Source organism: Actinoplanes subtropicus, from assembly GCF_000721705.1.
In the GTDB taxonomy this organism is placed as follows: Bacteria; Actinomycetota; Actinomycetes; order Mycobacteriales; family Micromonosporaceae; genus Actinoplanes; species Actinoplanes subtropicus.
The window spans coordinates 82517-102130 of record NZ_JOJL01000050.1 but is presented as its reverse complement, the minus strand read 5'-3'; the positions used below and the strand labels follow the sequence as shown (position 1 = coordinate 102130).

Genomic DNA, 19614 nt, shown 5'->3' with positions numbered 1-19614 from the left:
CGGTGAGGTTGTGGACGACAAGAGACGGCTGATCCTGGACCAGGCGCTCGCGCTGGTCGACGAGCGTGGCCTGGCCGCCATGTCGATGCGCGCGGTCGCCGAACGGGTCGGGCTGACCTCGATGGCGCTCTACCCGTACGTGGGTGGCAAGGACGCGCTGCTGGACGGGCTGGTCGACCTGCTGCACCAGGAACTGGGCACGACCCTCGAGGAGGGCGACGGCGACTGGCGCCGGCGGCTGCACGCGCTCGGCCGGGCCGTGCGCCGGCTCGCGTACGCCCATCCCGGCGCCTTCCCGCTGCTGCTCAACCGCTCGGCGGCGGGCGCCTCGGCGTCCTGGCTGACCGCGGCGCTGCGCGGGATCCTGCACGACGCGGGCGTGCCCGGCGACCGGACTCCCCGGCTCTCCCGGATGATCTGCGCCTTCCTGCTGGGCTACGCGACCGGCGAGGTCACCGGCGGGCTGCCGGCCGCGCCGCGCGGGGAGGTGGCCGAGCGCGAGTTCGAGGCGGACCTGGCCGATCTCGTACGCCTGGTGGAGGTCGCCGTCCGGGCGACGTGATGGCGATTCATACGTGCTCGTAGGCATATTTTCCTATAAAGGGACTATGTCCGGCGACGATGATGGTCTGCGCGAGTACGTGACCAGCCGCCTCCCGAGCCTGCGCCGTTCGGCGTTCCTGATGTGCGGCGACTGGGACCTGGCCACCGAGCTCACCGAGGCCTGCCTGGCCCGGGTGGTGGACGGGACCCGGCGCGGCGCGGTCGCGGACGCCGACGTCTACGCGTACGCGGATCTGATGGAGGCCTGCCGCCGCCGCAACCGCCGTCGCGAGCACGTCTTCGTGGCCGCGGCCGGCGCCGAAGGCGTCGCGGCCGAGTCGATCCTGGTGCTCGACGCGCTGCACAAGCTGGCCCCGCGCTGCCGGGCGGTGCTGGTGCTGCGGCACTGGGACGGCTTCGACGTGGACGCCGTCGGCGCCATGCTCGACCTCGACGACGAGCGGGTGGACGCCTACGAGCGGGCCGGGCTGGCCGCGCTCGAGCAGTTGCTGGCCGACTCGCGAACGGCGCTGGCCCGATGACGCAGCCGCTGAGCCGGCTCCTCGAGCACGTCCTCGACGGCGAGCCGGCGATCGGCGACGAGATCGACGAGATCTTCCGCCGCGCCGACCGGCTGCACCGCCGCCGCATTCACGCCCTGATCGCGGGCGGCCTGGCGGTGGTCGCGGTGATCGCGGCGGCCGGCTACGCGCTGACCAGCACGCTGATGCCGACGGCGAGCCGGACCGGGCCGGCCGCGTCACCCCGCGTCGCGGCCCGTTCGACGCCGGCGCCGATGCCGTCGACCGTCGCCGATCCGGTGCTCGGCCTGCTCGCGCCGCTGGTCAACGGCCGGAAGGAGCACATCTACCCGCGCCCGCCGGAGCGCGGCAACGGCTGGCGGCAGTACTCGGTGACCGACCAGGACGGCACGCCGCGGGGCACGGTGGCGGTCGCCGTCTACGCCACCGGCCAGGGCCTGTGCTTCCCGGTGCTGGCCGCGCCGCACCGGTGCGCCACGGTCGAGTGGGCGCCGGCCGGCGTGGAATACGTGCGCTACGACGACGAGACGGACCACGACTGGCAGGTGCACCAGACGATCGCGCGGCGACTCTCGGACGGCCGCACGATCGCGCTGATGGCCACCGGCGAGCGAGGCGGTGCCGACGCGGCGGCCGGTAAGCCGGGCCTGACCGGGGCGCAGATCGAGCAGGTCGCCACCGGCGGCCGCCTGTTCGACGCGTTCGGCAGGAACGAGGACTGCTTCGGCCCGTCCTCCGGGGCGTGCCCGGCCTTCAAGGTCCCCGTACCGTCCGAAAACGACTAAAACCGCTATATCGTACGGGTCAGACAGGTCCCCGCTGCTGCGCCTCGCGCCGTCGTTGGTCACCCTCCGCGCGCGGCCGCCGGGCTGTCCCGCGTGGTGCGCTCAGATCTTGCGGCGGGGCGCGCTCAGATCTTGCGGCGGATCAGGAACGCCATGCCGGCCAGGCCGAACAGGATGACGATCAGCACCGCGCCGTTGAGCAGGAGCAGGTCGCGCATGCGGCCGAGGAAGCTGTTCACCCCGGCGACCGGGTCGAGGTCGTCGACCTTGATGTTCTCGCCCGCGCCGCCGCCGATGCCGCCGTTGATCACGTCCGGTTTCGCCTGCAGCGGGACGCCGCTCAGCCGCAGCGTCTCGCCCATGGTGAGCCGCCCGTAGAACCAGCCCTCGGGCTTGCTGGCGCCCGGCTCCCCGGACGGGCGGTGCGCGCGCGGGCCGCCGGCCGCCTCCGGGTACAGGTCGTAGAACTGCACCGGGGCGCTCTTGACCAGCACGGTCAGCGTGTATTTCGGACCAAGCTTGTCCGCCTTGGGCGCGGTGGTCAGCGGCTTGGCCGTGTACATCCAGTTGACCTCGGCGAGCAGCGCGTCGAAGAGGCGGGTGCCGTCGGACGGCTCGACGATCAACGTACCGGGAATGCCCTTGCCCTTGATCTGGATGCTGGTCGGCTTGGGCGGAGCTTTCGGCGCCGCGTGCGCCGCCGGGGCGGCCCCCAGGATCAGCGCGGCGGCCACGGCGATCGCGCCGGCCGCCGACCAGATGCGTGTTATCGCCCCTCGAACCATCGTCCCGGCCTCCCCGCCCCGTGGTGGACATGGCTTCGCGCGCCGCGGCGGTGACTCGCGGCACGGCCGCGGCACCCTCAGCCTTCCCGGACAATCGCCCACGCGCATCTCGCGCCGGACGAATTGGAGCCATCTGGGATGACTGACGTGGCGACTACGGCCGTTGATCAGCGGCCGAATAGTACCCAGTCAGCTCAAGCTCTTGGGGGCCTGGTCACCCGCTCAGCGGGTTTCGTTACCGGAACGACGGCAAGCGATGGCGCCCCGCGCGTCGAATGCGATAAAGGCGAAAAATTAGCGACCGCGAGCAACGTTTTCGGGGTGAGCGACGTCACCCCGTACTCACAAGGAATCCAACGCCGAGCGCAACCGACGCAGCGTGCGCTCCCGGCCGAGAACCTCGATGGACTCGAAGAGCGGCAGGCCGACCGAGCGGCCGGTGACCGCCACCCGAACGGGTGCCTGAGTCTTGCCGAGCTTGAGCTCGCGGGCCAGGCCGACCTCCTCGAGCGCGGCCTTCAGCGGCTCGGCCGCCCACACCTCGAGCGCCTCGAACGCGGTGGCCGTCGCCGCCAGGATCTCGGCGGCGTCCCCCTTCATCGCCTTGGCCCAGGAGGCCTCGTCGCGGGCCGGCTCGTCGAGGAAGAGGAAATCGACGTAGTCGACGATCTCGGACAGCACCGCAATCCGCGTCTGCGCGAGCGGCGCGACCGCGGTGAAGGCCTGAATGTCGAAGGCGGCCGGATCCCACGGCGGGGCCGGGATCGTCTCGGTGCCGGTCAGCCAGGGCGCGCAGACCGCGGCGAACTCGTCGGGGGCGAGCGCGCGGATGTAGTCGCCGTTGAACGCCCGCAGTTTCTTGATGTCGAAGAACGCGGACGCGTGGTTGACGTCCTCCAGGCGGTACTCGGTCTCGATCACCGACCAGGGCACGATCTCGCGGTCGCCGGACGGTGCCCAGCCGAGCAGCATCAGGTAGTTTTTCATCGCGGCGGCCAGGTAGCCCTCGTCGCGGTACGACTCCAGGGCGACCTTGTCGCGGCGCTTGGAGAGCTTCTGCCGCTTCTCGTTGACGATGACCGGGACGTGCGCCCAGACCGGCGGGGTGTGGCCCAGCGCCTCCCACAGCAACTGCTGCTTGGGGGTGTTGGGCAGGTGCTCCTCGGCGCGGATCACGTGGGTGATCCCCATGGTCATGTCGTCGACGACGTTGGCCAGCAGGAACAGTGGCGAGCCGTCGGCGCGGGCGATGACGAAATCCTCGATCAGCCTGTTCTCGAAGGTCGGCTTGCCGCGCACCAGGTCCTCGACGACGGTCTCGCCCTCGTCGGGGGTGCGGAAGCGCAGCGCGCGGCCCTCGCCCGGGCCGAGCCCCCGGTCGCGGCAGAAGCCGTCGTAGCCGGTGTGCTGGTTACCGGTACGCGCGATCACGTCCTCGCGCTTGCAGTCGCAGAAGTACGCCTTGCCCTCGCCGTACAGGCGGGTCGCCGCGGCGGCGTGGTCGGCAGCGTACGACGACTGGTAATACGGGCCCTCGTAGGTGCCCCGCTCGATGCCGATCCAGTCGAGCGCGGAGAGAATGCCCTCGGTCCACTCGGGACGGTTCCGGGCGGCGTCGGTGTCCTCGATGCGGAGCACGAAGACGCCGTCGTGCTGCTTGGCATAGATCCAGTTCTGCAGCGCCGAGCGGGCGCCGCCGACGTGGAACATGCCGGTCGGGGACGGGGCGAAACGCACGCGAACAGTCACCCGACCAGACTACAAGGGCTCGTCTTCTGGATTGCGCGGGAGCGAGGCGAGGCCCAGGCGGTGGCCGCCGTCAGCCACCGCCTGGGCCACGCCGCAGCCCGTCGGAATCCAGAAGACGAGCCCTTACGGGACAGAACGGATTTTCACCACGGCCAGGGCTCCGGCCAGAGTAGTGAGGGCGGTGAGCGCGAACAGCGTCGGATAACCGCCCAGATATGCGACGACCGGGGCGGCGAGCACCGGGCCGAGCGCCTGCGACGCGGACGGCGCGATGTTGATGACGCCCAGGTCCTTGGCCCGGTCGGCGGCGGCCGGCAGCACCTGGGTGACCAGCGCGGTGTCGACCGCCAGGTAGACCCCGAAGCCGGCGCCGAACAGCACCGAGGCGACCATGGCGACCGGCCAGGTGGGCCAGATGCCGAGCAGGGTGGCGGCGATCGCGATCAGCACGCCGGACCAGATCACAAAGATCTTGCGCTTGCCGGCCCGGTCGGAGAGCCAGCCGCCGAGCATCGCGGTGCCGATCATGCCGACCGTGTACAGCAGGATCAGGTACAGCAGGCCGGTGTCCGGATCGTGCAGCTTGACCGCGTCGGTGAGGAAGTAGAGCAGGTAGAGCGTGCCGAGCGCGTTGCCCAGCATGACCAGGAACCGGGTGATCCAGGCCCAGGCGAAGTCGGGGTTGCCGCGCAGGTCGAGCTTGACGTTGAAGCGGGGGACCGCGACGTCGCCGAGCGGGTCGTCCGGCGTCCGCAGCACGAACGGCGCGACCAGCAGGAGCAGCCCGACCGCGACGACCAGATAGCCCGGCGGCGGGGTGGTCACCACCGTGGTGACCAGGACGGCGCCGAGCACCAGGCCGAGCGCGACCGGCATGCCGATCCAGCCGGAGACCAGGCCGCGCTGCGCGACCGGCACCCGGTCGGGGACCGCGGCGGTGAGCGTGGCCAGCATGATGTTGAGCCCGATGTTGGCGGCGCCCCAGCCGACGGTCACCCAGAAGAGGTTGGGCGCGACCGCGAGCACCAGCAGCGAGACGCAGCCGAGCAGTGCGCCGCCCGCGGTCCAGATGTGCCGCCGGCCGTACTCGCGGCCGAGGATGCGCGGCCGGGTGCGGTCGGAGAGCGCGCCGGCGAGCGGGTTGACCACCACCGCGATGAGCGCGCCGATGCCGGTCACGATGCCGAGCCAGATCTCCTTGTGGCCGACCCCGAGATCCTCGATCTGCTCGGGCAGCAGCACCTGCAGCGGGGTGTACAGCGCCATCCAGAGGCCCAGGTTGGCGGCGAAGAGCAGGCCGATCCAGGCGCGCCGGACCGGGACGACGGGCTCGGCGAGCGCGGCTGTTCTCGTGAGGGCCATCGAGAGCCTCCTCTCCGTAGCGAGCAGCTTACGGAATGTCAGACCGCTTGACGAGAGGCCCGGTCGGGTCTAATTAACCGATAGGTAAACAAAAGGGGGATACGAGATGGGCAAGGTCGTGGCGGTCGAGTACACGACGCTGGACGGCGTCTTCGAGGAGCCGGCGTGGAGCGGGCCGTACTTCAACGAAGAACTGTCCGACTGGCAGGCGCGGAACCTGGCCGAGGCGGACGCGCTGCTGCTCGGCCGGAAGACGTACGAGGGCTTCAAGGCCGCCTGGCCGCAGATGGAGGAGGCGACCGGCGACTTCGGCGTGAAGATGAACTCGATGCCCAAGCACGTCGCGACCACGACGCTCACCGAGCCGGAGTGGAATGCGACGTTCCTGCCGGGCGAGGTGGCCGACGCGGTGGCCAAGCTCAAGACCGAGCCGGCCAACCTGCTGATCAACGGCAGCGCCTCGCTGGTCAACCACCTGACCCGGCACAACCTGATCGACGAGTACCGGATCATGATCTTTCCGGTGGTGCAGGGCGAGGGCCGCCGGCTCTGGGACGCCGGTACCAAGATCGCGCTGAAGCACACCGGCAGCTGGACGACCGCGACCGGCGTCGAGGTGGTCACGTACGTACCGGCGTGAGGTTTTGGAGGGGAGGTCGGATGGGGGCCGAAGATCGGCTCAGCGTGGTGTTCGGGGCGCTGGCCGACCCGACGCGCCGGGCGATCCTGGCCCGGCTGGCCGAGGGGCCGGCAACGGTCAACGAGATCGCCGAGCCGTTCGCGATGACGCTCCCGGCGGTCTCCAAGCACCTCAAGGTGCTGGAGCGGGCCGGGCTGATCTCGCGCGGGCGGCAGGCCCAGTGGCGGCCGTGCAAGCTCGAGGCCGGGCCGCTGCGCGAGGCCAGCGACTTCCTCGGCCGGTACCGGCCGTTCTGGCAGGGCCCCATCCAGGATGGGGCCCTCCAGGCCTCCTAGCTGTCGCCGCCGGTCTCGCCGACCGGGGCCGCGGAGACGTCGTCGATCGCGTACTTCTTGGCCGCCTCGGCCGGCACGTGCATCGGGACCTTGCCGCGCAGCGCCAGCTGGCGCAGCGTGGCCACGGCCACCGACTCGCCGTCCACGTGGAAGTGGCGGCGCAGCGCGTGCCGGGTGTCGCTCATCCCGAAGCCGTCGGTGCCCAGCGACGTGTAGTCGTTCGGCACCCAGCGGGAGATCAGGTCGGGCACGGCCCGCATGAAGTCGCTGACCGCCACGGCCGGGCCCTCGGTGCTCTCCAGCTTCTGCCAGATGTACGGCTTGCGGGGCTGGTCGCCGGGGTTGAGCAGGTTGTGCTCCTCGACCTCGACGGCGTCCCGGCGCAGCTCGGTCCACGAGGTGACCGACCAGACGTCGGCGCCCACGCCCCAATCCTGGGCGAGCAGCTCCTGCGCCTTGAGCGCCCAGCCCATGCCGGTGCCGGAGGCGAGGATCTGTGCCTTGGGCCCGGTCGTCTCGGGCGCCGCCTGGTACCGGTAGATGCCCTTGAGCAGGCCCTCGACGTCGAGGCCCGCGGGCTCGGCCGGCTGCACGATCGGCTCGTTGTAGATGGTGAGGTAGTAGAAGACGTTCTCCTGCTTCTCGCCGTACATGCGGTGCAGGCCGTCCTCCACGATGTGCGCGATCTCGAACGCGTACGCCGGGTCGTAGGACACCACGGCCGGGTTCGTCGCCGCGATCAGCAGCGAGTGGCCGTCCTCGTGCTGCAGGCCCTCGCCGTTCAGCGTGGTGCGGCCGGCCGTGGCGCCGAGCAGGAAGCCCCGGGTCATCTGGTCGGAGGCCGCCCACAGCTCGTCCGCGGTCCGCTGGAAGCCGAACATCGAGTAGAAGATGTACAGCGGGATCATCGGCTCGTCGTGCGTGGCGTACGAGGTGCCGGCGGCGATGAAGCTCGCCGTCGACCCGGCCTCGTTGATCCCCTCGTGCAGGATCTGGCCGTTCTTCGCCTCCTTGTACGACAGGAACAGGTCCCGGTCGACCGAGGTGTACGTCTGGCCGTGCGGCGAGTAGATCTTCTTGGTCGGGAAGAGCGAATCCATCCCGAAGGTGCGTGCCTCGTCCGGGATGATCGGGACCCAGCGGGCGCCGAACTCCTTGTCCTTCATCAGGTCTTTCAGCAGCCGGACGAAGGCCATGGTGGTCGCGATCTTCTGCTTGCCGCTGCCGCGCTTGACGTCGCCGAACGCCTTGGAATCCGGGATCGCCAGCACCTTGCCCTTGGTGCGCCGGGACGGGATGGGGCCGCCCAGCTCGCGCCGCCGCTCGAGCATGTACTGGATCTCGTCGGACTTCTCGCCGGGGTGGTAGTACGGCGGGAGGTACGGGTTCTGCTCGAGGTCGGAGTCGGGGATCTCCAGGTAGAGGCGGTCCCGGAAGCCCTTGAGGTCGTCCAGGGTCAGCTTCTTCATCTGGTGGGTGGCGTTGCGGGCCTCGAAGTGCGAGCCGAGGGTCCAGCCCTTGATCGTCTTGGCGAGGATCACGGTGGGCTGGCCGGTGTGCTCGGTCGCCGCCTTGTACGCCGCGTACAGCTTGCGGTAGTCGTGGCCGCCGCGCTTGAGGTTCCAGACCTCGTCGTCCGTCATGCCCTCGACCAGCTTGCGGGTGCGCGGGTCACGGCCGAAGAAATTCTCCCGGACGTACGCGCCGGACTCGCCCTTGTACGTCTGGTAGTCGCCGTCGGGCGTGACATTCATCAGGTTGACCAGCGCGCCGTCGTCGTCGGCGGCGAGCAGCGGGTCCCACTCGCGGCCCCAGATCACCTTGATCACGTTCCACCCGGCGCCGCGGAAGTACGACTCCAGCTGCTGGATGATCTTGCCGTTGCCGCGCACCGGGCCGTCGAGCCGCTGGAGGTTGCAGTTGATCACGAAGGTCAGGTTGTCGAGCTCCTCGCGGGCCGCCAGGCCGATCGCGCCGAGCGACTCGACCTCGTCCATCTCGCCGTCGCCGAGGAACGCCCAGACGTGCTGCTGGCTGGTGTCCTTGATGCCGCGGTTGTGCAGGTAGCGGTTGTACCGGGCCTGGTAGATCGCGTTCAGCGGGCCGAGGCCCATGCTGACCGTCGGGAACTCCCAGAAGTTCGGCATCAGCCGGGGGTGCGGGTACGACGGGAGGCCCCCGCCCGGGTGGGACAGCTCCTGCCGGAACCCGTCCAGCTGGTCGGCGCTGAGCCGGCCCTCGAGGAAGGCGCGCGCGTACATGCCGGGGGAGGCGTGGCCCTGGAAGAAGATGTGGTCGCCGCCGCCCGGGTGGTCCTTGCCGCGGAAGAAGTGGTTCATGCCGACCTCGTAGAGGCTGGCGCTCGACGCGTACGTCGAGATGTGGCCGCCGACGCCGATCTCGGGTCGCTGCGCGCGGTGCACCAGCATCGCCGCGTTCCACCGGATGTACGCCCGGATGCGGCGCTCGACGAACTCGTCGCCGGGGAACCAGGGCTCCTGCTCCGGCGGGATCGTGTTGATGTAGTCCGTGGAGGTCAGGGGCGGAACGCCGACCTGTCGCTCCCGGGCCCGCTCGAGCAGGCGCAACATAACGTAACGGGCTCTCTTGGCGCCGCGTTCGTCGATGACTCCGTCGAGCGACTCGACCCACTCGTTGGTTTCCTCGGGGTCGATGTCGTGAAGCTGGCTCGGCAGTCCATCGCTGATTACCGGGCGCTTGCGCTCCGTGGCCACAGGCAATCCTCTTGGTCGGGTTGTCGGAACCGGGCGGCCCATTGTGTGAGTCGCTCGGACAGGACTCCATCCTGCCCCCTCGCGGTGGGCATCGTCACGCCTACCCGGGGTGTCCGCGATCCGGGACACACGTACTGACCAGTAACTTTTTCAGCCGGCCAGAAAGCTCAGCCGCACCTGCCTTTCGTGGTTGTCGCCGTTGGGGTCGACCAGACAGATCGACTGCCAGGTGCCGAGCGCGATCTTGCCGCCGATCACGGGGAGTGTCGCGTACGGCGGGATCCAGGCCGGCAGCACGTGGTCGCGCCCGTGGCCGCGGGAACCGTGCCGGTGCCGCCAGCGGTCCTCGGCCGGCAGCAACTCGTCGATCGCGGCGAGCAGGTCGTCGTCCGAGCCGGCGCCGGTCTCGATGATCGCCAGGCCGGCGGTGGCGTGCGGCACGAAGACGTGCAGCAGACCATCCGCTTCGGACTCGGCGAAGCGGGCCGCCTCGGCGGTGATGTCCCGCACCACGGGACGGGAGCCGGTCCGGATGGTGATCACTTCGGTACGCATGAGCCGAGTCTGCCAGCCGCCGGGCGCTACCCCTATTAACTGGTTTCAGCCTTATTTACCCCCAAAATGACTACCTTGTGGAGGAGGCAACCAAGCCCTGGGCTCTGCCATGGCCCGGGCTGCGAATCGGGGGTGGAGCAGTGCGATCAGACGGGCCGCGTCGACGGCGAACACTATCCAGATGGGCGGTGGCGGCCGCGAGCGCGCTGCTGGCCCTCGGCGGCGTGCTGGTGAATCCGGCGCCCGCCCTGGCGTCACCGCTCGGGTCGCCGGCCACCGCGCAGGCCGTCGCCGGCCGGCGGCTGATCGTGGTGACCTGGACCGCGCCCACGAGCCCGGGCGGGACGGTCGCCCGTTACCGCGCGACGGCCACCGGTTCCGGCGGCCAGTCGTGCGACCTGCTCGGCCCGTCTTTTCCGGCCCAGCTGACCTGCACCATCACCGCGCTGACGGCCAACACGTCGTACGCCGTGACGGTCGTCGCCTGTCCGAACATCAGCACGTCCGACGCCACCGACTGCTCAGCGCCGACCAGCGCCGGGTCGGTGACGCCCGGACCGCCGGCCGCGCCGACCAAGCCCACCGTGGCCTACCAGGGCGACCCGAACACGATGCGGGTGTCCTGGACCCCGCAGGACCCCGGGCCCGGCATCTCGTCGTACAAGGTGACGCCGACGCCGACCCCGGCGAACGCGAGCGGCACCTGCACCGGCCTGATCAACTATCCGACGAACACCTGTGACATCAGCGGCCTGGACTCCGGGGTCGCCTACACGTTCCGGGTGACCGCCATCGGCATCACCAACGCGGCCGGCAGCAGCGGCAGTTCGACGCTCAGCCCCGCGTCCACCGCGAAGATCGCGGGCGTCCCGGCCGCGCCCGACCAGCCGACCGTGACCCGCGACAGCGACACCGGCGTCACCGTGTCCTGGACACCGCCGGTGGGCGGCCCGGTGATCACGGAGTACGACGTGAGCAAGACGGTCGACGGCGTGACCTCGAGCGCCTGCCTGCCGGTGATCCCGGACGACTCGTCGTGCGCCGTCACCGGTCTCGACATGACCAAGTCGTACACGTTCACCGTCAAGTCCGTCGGCGAGACGGGCGGCGGAGTCTCCGTGGCGAGCCCCGCGTCGGCCCCGATCATTCCCGGCTTCCCGGGCAAGCCCGACGCACCCAGCGTCGAACTCGGCGACTCCGCCGGCAAGGTGACGGTCTACTGGGACCCGCCCGCCGACGGCGGCACGGTGGCCAGCTACGTGGTCACGCCGTCCCCACAGACCACCAACGTCACGCCGCAGACCTGTACGACCGGCCCGGGCACCACCTACTGCGCGTTCCAGGGCCTCGACAACGGCCAGGCATACACGTTCACCGTGCGTGCGCACAACGCCGCGGGTGACCAGGTCTCGGCGCCGAGCGCCCCGATCATCTCCCAGTTGCCGAACAAGCCGGCCACGCCGGTCGTGACGCTCGGCGACGCGGTGGGCAAGGTGAACCTGACCTGGACGCCGGCGACCGGCGGCGGCACGGTCACCAACTACGTCGTGACGGCCATCCCGGCGGGCGGCGGTGGCACCGGCACGCAGGACGCGAACTGCGGGGCGAACCTGGCCTCGCCGTCCTGCACGATCACCGGCCTCACGGCCGGCGACTCGTACACCTTCACCGTCACCGCCGTCGGCGACCTCGGCGGGGTGGCCTCGGACCCGAGCGCGTCCATCATTCCGAACAAGCCCGGCACGCCGGCCGGCGTGGGAGTGACGCTGGCCGGTTCGCCGGTCGTCGCGACGGTCAACTGGACCGTCCCGACCACCGGCGGCGGCGTCGTCACCGGTTACAAGGTGGTCGTCACCTCGACCGACGGCGGAACGCTGCCGAACCCGTGCGAGGTCGGCCCCACCGTGTCGCACTGTGACTTCCCGGGTCTCGACGGGGCCAAGCACTACCAGTTCACGGTCAGCGCCAAGAACGCGGCGGGCGAGACGGCCGCGAGCGCGACCCCGGCGATCGTGCCGAGCAAGCCGGGGGCGCCGACCGGGGTCACCGTGACGATCACCAGCCCGGGCCACGTGACAGTCGGCTGGACCCCACCCACCGGCGCGGCGGTGACCGGTTACTCGGTGGCGGCGACCTCGACCGATCAGGCTGCCAACGTCTCGGCGGGTTGTACCGGCGGTTCGGGCGCCACCAGCTGCACGATCGGCGACCTGAGCACCGACAAGCCGTACACCTTCGTGGTGACCGCGACCAACAGCCTCGGCCCCACCAGCGCCAACGCCACGCCGCCGATCGTGGCCGCCGCCGTGCAGGCGCCGACCGCGGTCACCGCGCTGCCGGGCGCCTCGGCCGGCACCGCGACGGTGACGTGGACGGCACCGGCCCTGGGCGGCACGGTGACCGACTACACGGTCACCACCGCCACCACGGACGGTGGCGCGCTGCCGACCCCCAACCCCTGTGTGGTGCCAGCGGGCACGACGACCTGCGCCATCAGCGGGCTCGATGCGGCCAAGCACTACAACTTCACGGTGGCGGCACGGAACGACCTCGGGTCGCAGCCGGCAGCCGCGACGACTCCCGACCTGGTGCCGGACAAGCCCGGCGTGCCGACCGGGGTCGGCGTCGCGCTCAAGGCGAACACTCCCGGTGCGGTCATCGTGTCGTGGACGGCGCCGACCGACCGCGGTGCGCCCACCGGCTTCGAGGTGACCACCTCGTCGACCGACGGCGGAGCACTGCCGACGCCGAACCCGTGCGTGGCCGGCCCGTCCGCCACGAGCTGTGAGATCTCCGGGCTCAACCAGACCAAGAACTACCAGTTCGTGGTGTCGGCCAAGAACCCGGCGGGCCACTCGGAGGCGGCCGCGACGACGGCGCTGGTGCCGGACAAGCCCGCCGCGCCCACCGCGCCGACGGTCGACCTCGGCAACGCGAACGGCAAGGTGACGGTCTCCTGGGTCGCCCCGACCGGCGGCGGCGCGGTCACCGGCTACCAGGTGATCGCCTCGTCGACCAACGGCGGCACCACCACCCCGACCTGCACGGGCGGCGCGGGCGCCACCAGCTGCAGCATCACCGGACTCGACGCCGACAAGCAGTACACGTTCACGGTGCAGGCGCTGAACGCCGCCGGCACGGCGAACTCGGTGGCGACCGGCGCGATCGTGCCCGGCCCGTCGCCCACGCCGATCAACATGCAGGTCCTGGTCAGCCCGACCCCGGGCACGGTAACCGTGAACTGGGACGAGCCGGCCGGCGGGGTGGTCACCCTGTACACGGTGACGCCGACCACCGGGGGATCGGCGGGTACGCCCTGCACGGTCGCCTCGCCGCTGCCCCGTACCTGCACCTTCACCAACCTGGACGTGACCAAGACGTACACCTTCACGGTCAAGGCGGAGAACGCCCTGGGGGGCAACACCACCCTCGCGTCCGGCCCGGTGATCGCGAACAAGCCGAACGCTCCCGGAGCGCCCAAGGCCGAGATCACCGCCGCCGACCTGAGCGGCGCGACGGTCAAGGTCACTTGGTTCCCGTCCCCGCCCGGAGCCGGCCCGGTCGCCGACTACACGGTCACCGCGTTCGCGTCCGACGCGCCGCTGACACCGGTCAACGTCGACAACTGCACCCACGTCAACGGCCTGACCTGCAACTTCAGCGGGCTGAACGTGACCAAGGCGTACAACTTCGTGGTGACGGCGAACGGCTCGGCCGGTGCGACCGCGGACAGTCAGCCGAGCGAACTGGTGGACATGGCCGCACCGGGCGCGACGAGCGCCCCGGCGGTCGCCCTCGGCGGGGCGAACGGGGTCCGGGTCAGCTGGACCAAGCCGCTCACCGGCGGACCGGTCCTGTCGTTCTCGGTGACCTCCAGCCCGGCCGTCGAGACGCCGGCCGCCTGCTCCAGCACCCAGCGGATGTCCTGCCTGTTCACCGGGCTGGTCAGCGGCACCTCGTACACCTTCGCGGTGACCGCCGAGGGCACCGCCGGCCGGACCGCGGTGAGCCCGAACTCGGCGCCGATCGTGGTGGGGCCGCCGGACGTGCCGACCCGGCCGACCGTGGCCCCGGGTGCCAGCTCCGACCAGGTTGTCGTCTCCTGGGAGCCGTCGTCGCCGGGCGCGGGCATCGCCGGATACGCGGTGGAGTCCGTCCCGGGCCGGATCGGCTGCGCCGGGCCGGCCGGTCCCGCCGCCACCTCCTGCGTGGTGGCGGGGCTCACGCCCGCCACGACCTACACGTTCCGGGTGCAGGCCGTCGGGGTCGTCGGGAGCGGCAGCTCGGCGTTCAGCCGGGTGTCCGAGCCGATCGTCCCGCAGGCGCCGGGCCGGCCGTACGACATCGACGTGGTCGCCGGAAACCGCCAGATCGCGGTCTCCTGGACCCCGCCGGCCACCACCGACCGGGTCGCCTCCTACCGGGCGATGGCCTCGCCGGGCGGCGCCACCTGCACGACGACCGGCACCGAGTGCATCATCACCGGGCTGACCAACCTCAAGTCGTACACGGTCAGCGTGGTCGCCGTCGGGGTGACCGGCCTCGGCGAGTCGCCGGCCAGCCTGCCCTCGAACCGGGTCCGGCCCTCCGCCGGCCGGCCGGGCACGCCCACCGCCGTCCAGGTCACGCCGGGCGACGGCAAGGCGGTGATCAGCTGGACGGCGCCGGCCGACCCGGGTGACGGCATCGCGCGGTACTCGGTCAGCGTCAACGGCGGTGACGCCGGCAACCAGACCTGCCTGACCGACAACGGCACGATCCTCACCTGCACCGTCACCGGGCTCACCAACCTGGCGAAGTACACGGTCACGGTGACGAGCATCGGCAAGGCCGCGAGCGGCAACTCGGCGCCCAGCGCGCCGATCGACCTGGTGCCGAACGTGGCACCCGGCACGCCGACCGGGGTCTCCGTGACGCCCGGCGACAAGACCCTCGTGGTCAACTGGACGCCCGGCACCGACGGCAGTGGGGTCAGCGGGGTCACGGCGACGGCGACCGGCGGAACCACGCCGCTCACCTGCACCACCACCGGCAACACGGCGACGACGTGCACGATCAGCACCAACGTCGTCCCGGGCACCACGTACGCGGTGACGGTCGTCGCCAACAGCGTGGTCACCGGCGTGACCTCGCCGCCCACCGCCCCGGTCTCGGCCATGGCGCTGCTCGCGGTGCCGGTGCCGGTGCCGACCACGTCCGCGGCCCCGACCTCGGCGGGCGCGCTGACCGCCTCGGCCACCTCGGTGAAGGTGGACGGGACGCTCACCGTCACCGGCACCGGCTACGCGCCGTACACCGGCATCGCGGTGGGCATCTACCCGAACGGCGTGCCGCTGGCCACCGCGGTCACCGACTCGACCGGCAAGTTCACCGCGACCGTGAAGGTCTCCGGCGCCACCGGAAGCCGGGTCATCGCGGCCGGCGGGGTCCTCTCCACCGGCCCGGGGGTCAAGTACAAGACGGTCACCGTGACGGTGTCCTGATCACACGCGCACGACGGCGGGCCGGAGGAAAGTTCCTCCGGCCCGTTCGCGCGCCCGCGGGCCGATCGGCAAGATTCCGACATGGCAGGGCTCGCCCGCGTGGGCAATGCTGGTCTCGTGACCACACCGCAGAATCTCGACGAGCGCTTCCGCGACGCGGTGTCGGCCCTGCCGCCGCCCGACGACCGGCGCCCACCGGGCGACGCCGTCCGGGACGGCGCGCTGCTCACCGGCGAGCGTGCCGTGGAGCTGTTCGACGCCCAGCTGGCCAGCCGCCACCTCGACCTGGCCGCCCGCTGGCTGCGCAGCTTCAACGAGGGCTTCTACACGATCGGGTCGTCCGGCCACGAGGGCAACGCCGCCGTCGCCGCCGCGCTGCTGCCCACCGACCCGGCGTTGCTGCACTACCGCTCGGCCGCCTTCTTCGCGGCCCGGGCCAAGAGCATCGGCGACGCCGCCCGGGACGTGCTGCGCGGCGTGGTCGCCTCGGCGCACGAGCCGATCGCCGGCGGCCGGCACAAGGTCTTCGGCAGCGCCGACCTGCACATCATCCCGACCACCTCGACGGTCGCCTCGCACCTGCCGCGGGCCGTCGGCCTGGCCTGGTCGCTGGCCCGGCCGCGGCTCGGCCAGCAGCAGCGGCGGTGGCCGGCCGACGCCATCGCGGTCGCCTCGTTCGGCGACGCGTCGGCCAACCACGCCGCCGCGACCGCCGCGTTGAACGCCGCCGGGTGGTTCGAGCATTCGGGCGTACGCCTGCCCCTGCTTTTGATCTGTGAGGACAACGGTCTCGGGATCAGCGTGCCGTCGCCGGACGGCTGGCTCGCCGCGATGCTGTCGACCCGGCCCGGCGTCCGGTACACCTCGGCCGACGGGTGCGACCTGGCCGCCACCTACGACGCCGCGGTCGAGGCGGCCGGCTTCGTCCGGCGGGAACGCCGCCCGGCCGTCCTGCACCTGTCCATGGTCCGGCTGATGGGGCACGCCGGGGCCGACGCCGAGGTGGGCTACCGCTCGACCGAGGAGATCAACCGCGACCTCGAGCGCGACCCGCTGGTCGCCACCGCCCGCCTGCTGGTCGGCGCCGGCCTGCTCGGCCCCGAGGAGGTCATCGCCCGGTACGACGAGATCGGCTGGCAGGTCCGCAAGGTCGCCGAGGAGGTGCTCGGCGAGCCCAAGCTGGCCGGGGTCGCCGAGGTGGTCGCCCCGCTCGCCCCGCGCCGCCCGCTGCGGGTGGCCCACGAGATCACCGAGGCCGCCACCCGGGCCGCCGCGCCGGGCGCCGCCGCCCGCGTGCGCGCCTTCGACGGCAAGCTGCCCGAGCAGTCCGGCCCGCTCACCCTGGCCCAGACGATCAACGCGACGCTCACCGACGCGATGCTCACCAACCCCGGCATGCTGATCTTCGGGGAGGACGTGGCCCGCAAGGGCGGCGTCTACGGCGTCACCAAGCGGCTGCAGGAGCGGTTCACCGCCGACCGGGTCTTCGACACCCTGCTGGACGAGACCACGATTCTCGGGCTGGCGCTCGGCGCCGGCGTCGACGGCCTGCTGCCGGTCCCGGAGGTCCAGTACCTCGCCTACCTGCACAACGCCGAGGACCAGTTGCGCGGCGAGGCGGCGACGATGTCGTTCTTCTCGTCCGGGGCGTACAAGAACCCGATGGTGCTGCGGCTGCCCGGGCTCGCCTACCAGCAGGCGTTCGGCGGCCACTTCCACAACGACAACTCGGTGGCGGTGCTGCGCGACATCCCGGGCCTGGTGCTCGCCGTGCCCTCTCGGCCGGCCGACGCCGCGCCGATGCTGCGCACCTGCCTGGCCTCGGCCGCGGCGGACGGAAGCGTCTGCGTTTTCCTCGAGCCGATCGCGCTCTACCACACCCGGGACCTCTACGAGCAGGGCGACAACGAGTGGCTGTCGCCGTACGGCGCCCCCGGCTCCTGGTCCGGCGACCATGCGGCGATCGGCCGGGCGCGCACCTACCCGATCGGCAACGCCGCCGACCTGACCATCCTCACCTTCGGCAACGGCGTGCGGATGTCGCTGCGGGTGGCGGCCCGGCTGGCCAAGGAGGGCTACGGCTCCAGGGTGGTCGACCTGCGCTGGCTGAGCCCCCTGCCGGCGGCCGATCTGGTCCGCGAGGCCGCCGCCACCGGCCGGGTGCTGATCGTCGACGAGACCCGGCGCTCCGGCGGGGTCGGCGAGGGCATCCTCGCGGCCCTGGTGGACGGCGGTTTTGTGGGCTCGGCACGGCGAATCGCGTCGGCCGACTCACTGATTCCGCTGGGTCCGGCCGCACAGCACGTGCTGGTGGGAGAGGATGCCATCACACAGGGTGCCCATGCCCTGCTGGCACGGTAAATTGCCACACACCCGGTGCGCCACTTGCGCGCGGGGCCGCAAGTGTGTGGACTACCCCCAGGTTTCCGGCAACATATCGGCTAGGAGGACTTAGACAGTGAGCGCGACCGCTGGTCAGGCCGACGGCGTACGCAGCCTGGCGGACCGGTTCGGCTTCGAGCCGAACATGGTGGTCATGGAGATGGGCTACGACGACGACGTCGACGAAGACCTCCGTGACGCCCTGACCGAACGCGTCGGAGAGTTGGTCGACGAAGACACCGACGAGGTCGTCGACGCGGTGCTGTTGTGGTACCGCGACGGTGACGGTGACCTGTTCGAGCTGCTCACCGATGCCCTCGGCCCCCTCGCCGACAACGGCGTGGTTTGGCTGCTGACCCCCAAGGCGGGCCGTGACGGCCACGTCGAGCCCAGCGAGATCAGCGAGTCCGCCCCCACGGCGGGCCTGCAGCAGACCTCGACGGTGAACGCCGGCAAGGACTGGACGGGCGCCCGGCTCGTCTCCCCCAGGGGTGCCAAGAAGAAGTAGCTCGCGGTCCCTTCTGTGTCATGCCGGCCGGCGTCCGCGGGCGCCGGTCCGGTTAGGCTGTGCGCATGCCGCTCGCCGTCGGATCATCGGCCCCCGATTTCGCGCTCAAAGACCAGAACAATCAGGTCGTACGCCTGCGTGACTTCCACGACCGCAAGGCCGTCCTGCTGGTCTTCTACCCCCTGACCTTCACCGGGACCTGTCAGGGCGAGCTCACCGGCATCCGCGACAACCTGGGGCTCTACGCCAACGACGCGGTTCAGGTGCTCGCGGTGAGCGTGGACTCCACCTACAGCCACAAGATCTGGTCCCTGCAGGAGGGCTTCGAGTTCCCCCTGCTGGCCGACTTCTGGCCCCACGGCGAGGTGGCCCAGCAGTACGAGGTCTTCAACGCCACGGCCGGCTTCGCAAACCGCGGAACGTTCCTGATCGACCGCACCGGCGCGATCGCCTTCGCCGAGGAGGTGGGCCCCGGCGAGGCCCGCGACCAGGGGGCGTGGCGGGAGGCCATCGCCGCGCTGAAGCCCTGACCCGGGCAAGGTACGATGACGGCTCCGGTCGCGCCGACCGGGGCTCCGTGTCATTTCTGCTCCGGGGGCCGAGCCCCCGGAGACCCCGCGTGACCGGAGCGGAGCTCCGTGTCCGCACAAACCGCGGACCGGGGCTCCGTGTCATTTCTGCTCCGGGGGCCGAGCCCCCGGAGACCCCGCGTGACCGGAGCGGAGCTCCGTGTCCGCACAAGCCGCGGACTGGGGCTCCGTGTCATTTCTGCTCCGGGGGCCGAGCCCCCGGAGACCCGCGTGACCGGTGGTTCCCGGGTGGTGGGCTGTTCCCGCGTTGCGGGGCTCCGGCCGGCGGCCGTTGGCGCTGTTCTCGTCAGATCTTGTGATGCTCCTTCGCGGTTGCGGCGTCACCAGGAGTCGCGTTGGGAGTCAGCGCATCACCAGCGCTGCCATGACGAGCGCAAAGGCCAGCACTACCAGGCCCGTCATGGCACCGGCGGCGGCCAACGCCCGGAGCACGTCTCGCAGAGGCGACAAGGCGTGCCGCAACATGTCAAGCGCCGCCAGTAATACCAGCGCGGCGACGATGAGCAGCACCGTAGCGGCAACCGGAAGACCGGGTGCTTGTTGGGGGTCTAGCGCTTTGAGTACTACGCTGGTCATGAGCCGTTCCTTTCGATCATTGAGACTTCGTCGGTTCGGTTTGC

Annotated in this window: 15 protein-coding genes; 9 read left to right on the top strand and 6 right to left on the bottom strand. The window is 71.2% G+C overall.

All coding sequences use genetic code 11. From position 1 onward, the window contains the following. The first annotated feature begins 10 nt into the window (after positions 1 to 10). The 3 genes from IH26_RS0147145 to IH26_RS0147135 are packed head-to-tail and all read left to right on the top strand — an operon-like array spanning position 11 to position 1870. Positions 11 to 562 carry a TetR/AcrR family transcriptional regulator gene (locus tag IH26_RS0147145; RefSeq protein ID WP_030442852.1) on the top strand — a complete coding sequence of 184 codons (552 nt, stop codon included), beginning with the start codon at positions 11 to 13 and terminating at the stop codon, positions 560 to 562. 46 nt (positions 563 to 608) lie between these two features. Then, entirely contained in the window at positions 609 to 1085 is a 477-nt protein-coding gene (locus IH26_RS0147140; RefSeq protein WP_030442851.1) for a SigE family RNA polymerase sigma factor, read from the top strand. Further along, a complete protein-coding gene (locus IH26_RS0147135) occupies positions 1082 to 1870 on the top strand; it encodes a hypothetical protein (RefSeq protein ID WP_030442850.1) in 789 nt (262 codons plus the stop codon). The genes IH26_RS0147140 and IH26_RS0147135 overlap by 4 nt, the downstream gene beginning before the upstream one ends. 125 nt (positions 1871 to 1995) lie before the next feature. On the opposite strand, the gene IH26_RS0147130 is transcribed toward IH26_RS0147135, so the two are convergent. The 3 genes from IH26_RS0147130 to IH26_RS0147120 all read right to left on the bottom strand — a co-directional run bounded on the left by IH26_RS0147130 (position 1996) and on the right by IH26_RS0147120 (position 5766). After that, entirely contained in the window at positions 1996 to 2655 is a 660-nt protein-coding gene (locus IH26_RS0147130) for a hypothetical protein (RefSeq protein ID WP_030442849.1), read from the bottom strand. A gap of 342 nt (positions 2656 to 2997) precedes the next feature. Further along, a complete protein-coding gene (gltX, locus tag IH26_RS0147125; protein WP_030442848.1) occupies positions 2998 to 4404 on the bottom strand; it encodes a glutamate--tRNA ligase in 1407 nt (468 codons plus the stop codon). Between the two features lie 123 nt (positions 4405 to 4527). Continuing rightward, complete coding sequence (locus IH26_RS0147120; protein WP_030442847.1) at positions 4528 to 5766, bottom strand: MFS transporter; 1239 nt, start codon at positions 5764 to 5766, stop codon at positions 4528 to 4530. 106 nt (positions 5767 to 5872) lie between these two features. Between IH26_RS0147120 and IH26_RS0147115 the strand changes: the two genes are divergently transcribed. Further along, positions 5873 to 6406, top strand: a complete 534-nt coding sequence (locus IH26_RS0147115) for a dihydrofolate reductase family protein (protein ID WP_030442846.1) — start codon at positions 5873 to 5875, stop codon at positions 6404 to 6406. Between the two features lie 20 nt (positions 6407 to 6426). Next, positions 6427 to 6741: an ArsR/SmtB family transcription factor gene (locus IH26_RS0147110; protein ID WP_034217632.1), complete on the top strand. Its 315-nt coding sequence runs from the start codon at positions 6427 to 6429 to the stop codon at positions 6739 to 6741. Here IH26_RS0147110 and aceE read toward each other — a convergent pair. Both aceE and IH26_RS0147100 read right to left on the bottom strand, forming a co-directional pair. After that, positions 6738 to 9476, bottom strand: coding sequence for a pyruvate dehydrogenase (acetyl-transferring), homodimeric type (aceE, locus tag IH26_RS0147105; RefSeq protein ID WP_030442844.1), 2739 nt, complete (start codon positions 9474 to 9476; stop codon positions 6738 to 6740). The genes IH26_RS0147110 and aceE overlap by 4 nt on opposite strands. Positions 9477 to 9626: 150 nt before the next feature. Next, entirely contained in the window at positions 9627 to 10031 is a 405-nt protein-coding gene (locus tag IH26_RS0147100; protein WP_030442843.1) for a YjbQ family protein, read from the bottom strand. Between the two features lie 188 nt (positions 10032 to 10219). Between IH26_RS0147100 and IH26_RS0147095 the strand changes: the two genes are divergently transcribed. The 4 genes from IH26_RS0147095 to IH26_RS0147080 all read left to right on the top strand — a co-directional run bounded on the left by IH26_RS0147095 (position 10220) and on the right by IH26_RS0147080 (position 18934). Beyond that, positions 10220 to 15514, top strand: coding sequence for a fibronectin type III domain-containing protein (locus IH26_RS0147095; protein WP_030442842.1), 5295 nt, complete (start codon positions 10220 to 10222; stop codon positions 15512 to 15514). Positions 15515 to 15595: 81 nt separating this feature from the next. Then, positions 15596 to 17875 (top strand): thiamine pyrophosphate-dependent enzyme, encoded by a 2280-nt coding sequence (locus IH26_RS0147090; RefSeq protein WP_051809802.1) that lies wholly within the window; start codon positions 15596 to 15598, stop codon positions 17873 to 17875. 97 nt (positions 17876 to 17972) lie between these two features. Further along, entirely contained in the window at positions 17973 to 18404 is a 432-nt protein-coding gene (locus tag IH26_RS0147085) for a DUF3052 domain-containing protein (RefSeq protein WP_020516653.1), read from the top strand. 65 nt (positions 18405 to 18469) lie between these two features. After that, on the top strand, positions 18470 to 18934 hold the full coding sequence (locus IH26_RS0147080) for a peroxiredoxin (RefSeq protein WP_030442840.1): 465 nt from the start codon (positions 18470 to 18472) through the stop codon (positions 18932 to 18934). Positions 18935 to 19336: 402 nt separating this feature from the next. Here IH26_RS0147080 and IH26_RS60670 read toward each other — a convergent pair whose 3' ends face one another. Continuing rightward, on the bottom strand, positions 19337 to 19570 hold the full coding sequence (locus IH26_RS60670; RefSeq protein WP_157437769.1) for a hypothetical protein: 234 nt from the start codon (positions 19568 to 19570) through the stop codon (positions 19337 to 19339). Positions 19571 to 19614 lie beyond the last annotated feature (44 nt).

What these genes read in the sequence shown, in the direction of transcription:
- IH26_RS0147140 (WP_030442851.1), top strand. Translation starts at nt 609, where the DNA reads ATGTCCGGCGACGATGATGGTCTGCGCGAGTACGTGACCAGCCGCCTC.
- IH26_RS0147135 (WP_030442850.1), top strand. Translation starts at nt 1,082, where the DNA reads ATGACGCAGCCGCTGAGCCGGCTCCTCGAGCACGTCCTCGACGGCGAG.
- IH26_RS0147130 (WP_030442849.1), bottom strand. Translation starts at nt 2,655, where the DNA reads ATGGTTCGAGGGGCGATAACACGCATCTGGTCGGCGGCCGGCGCGATC.
- IH26_RS0147120 (WP_030442847.1), bottom strand. Translation starts at nt 5,766, where the DNA reads ATGGCCCTCACGAGAACAGCCGCGCTCGCCGAGCCCGTCGTCCCGGTC.
- IH26_RS0147115 (WP_030442846.1), top strand. Translation starts at nt 5,873, where the DNA reads ATGGGCAAGGTCGTGGCGGTCGAGTACACGACGCTGGACGGCGTCTTC.
- IH26_RS0147110 (WP_034217632.1), top strand. Translation starts at nt 6,427, where the DNA reads ATGGGGGCCGAAGATCGGCTCAGCGTGGTGTTCGGGGCGCTGGCCGAC.
- IH26_RS0147100 (WP_030442843.1), bottom strand. Translation starts at nt 10,031, where the DNA reads ATGCGTACCGAAGTGATCACCATCCGGACCGGCTCCCGTCCCGTGGTG.
- IH26_RS0147090 (WP_051809802.1), top strand. Translation starts at nt 15,596, where the DNA reads ATGGCAGGGCTCGCCCGCGTGGGCAATGCTGGTCTCGTGACCACACCG.
- IH26_RS0147080 (WP_030442840.1), top strand. Translation starts at nt 18,470, where the DNA reads ATGCCGCTCGCCGTCGGATCATCGGCCCCCGATTTCGCGCTCAAAGAC.
- IH26_RS60670 (WP_157437769.1), bottom strand. Translation starts at nt 19,570, where the DNA reads ATGACCAGCGTAGTACTCAAAGCGCTAGACCCCCAACAAGCACCCGGT.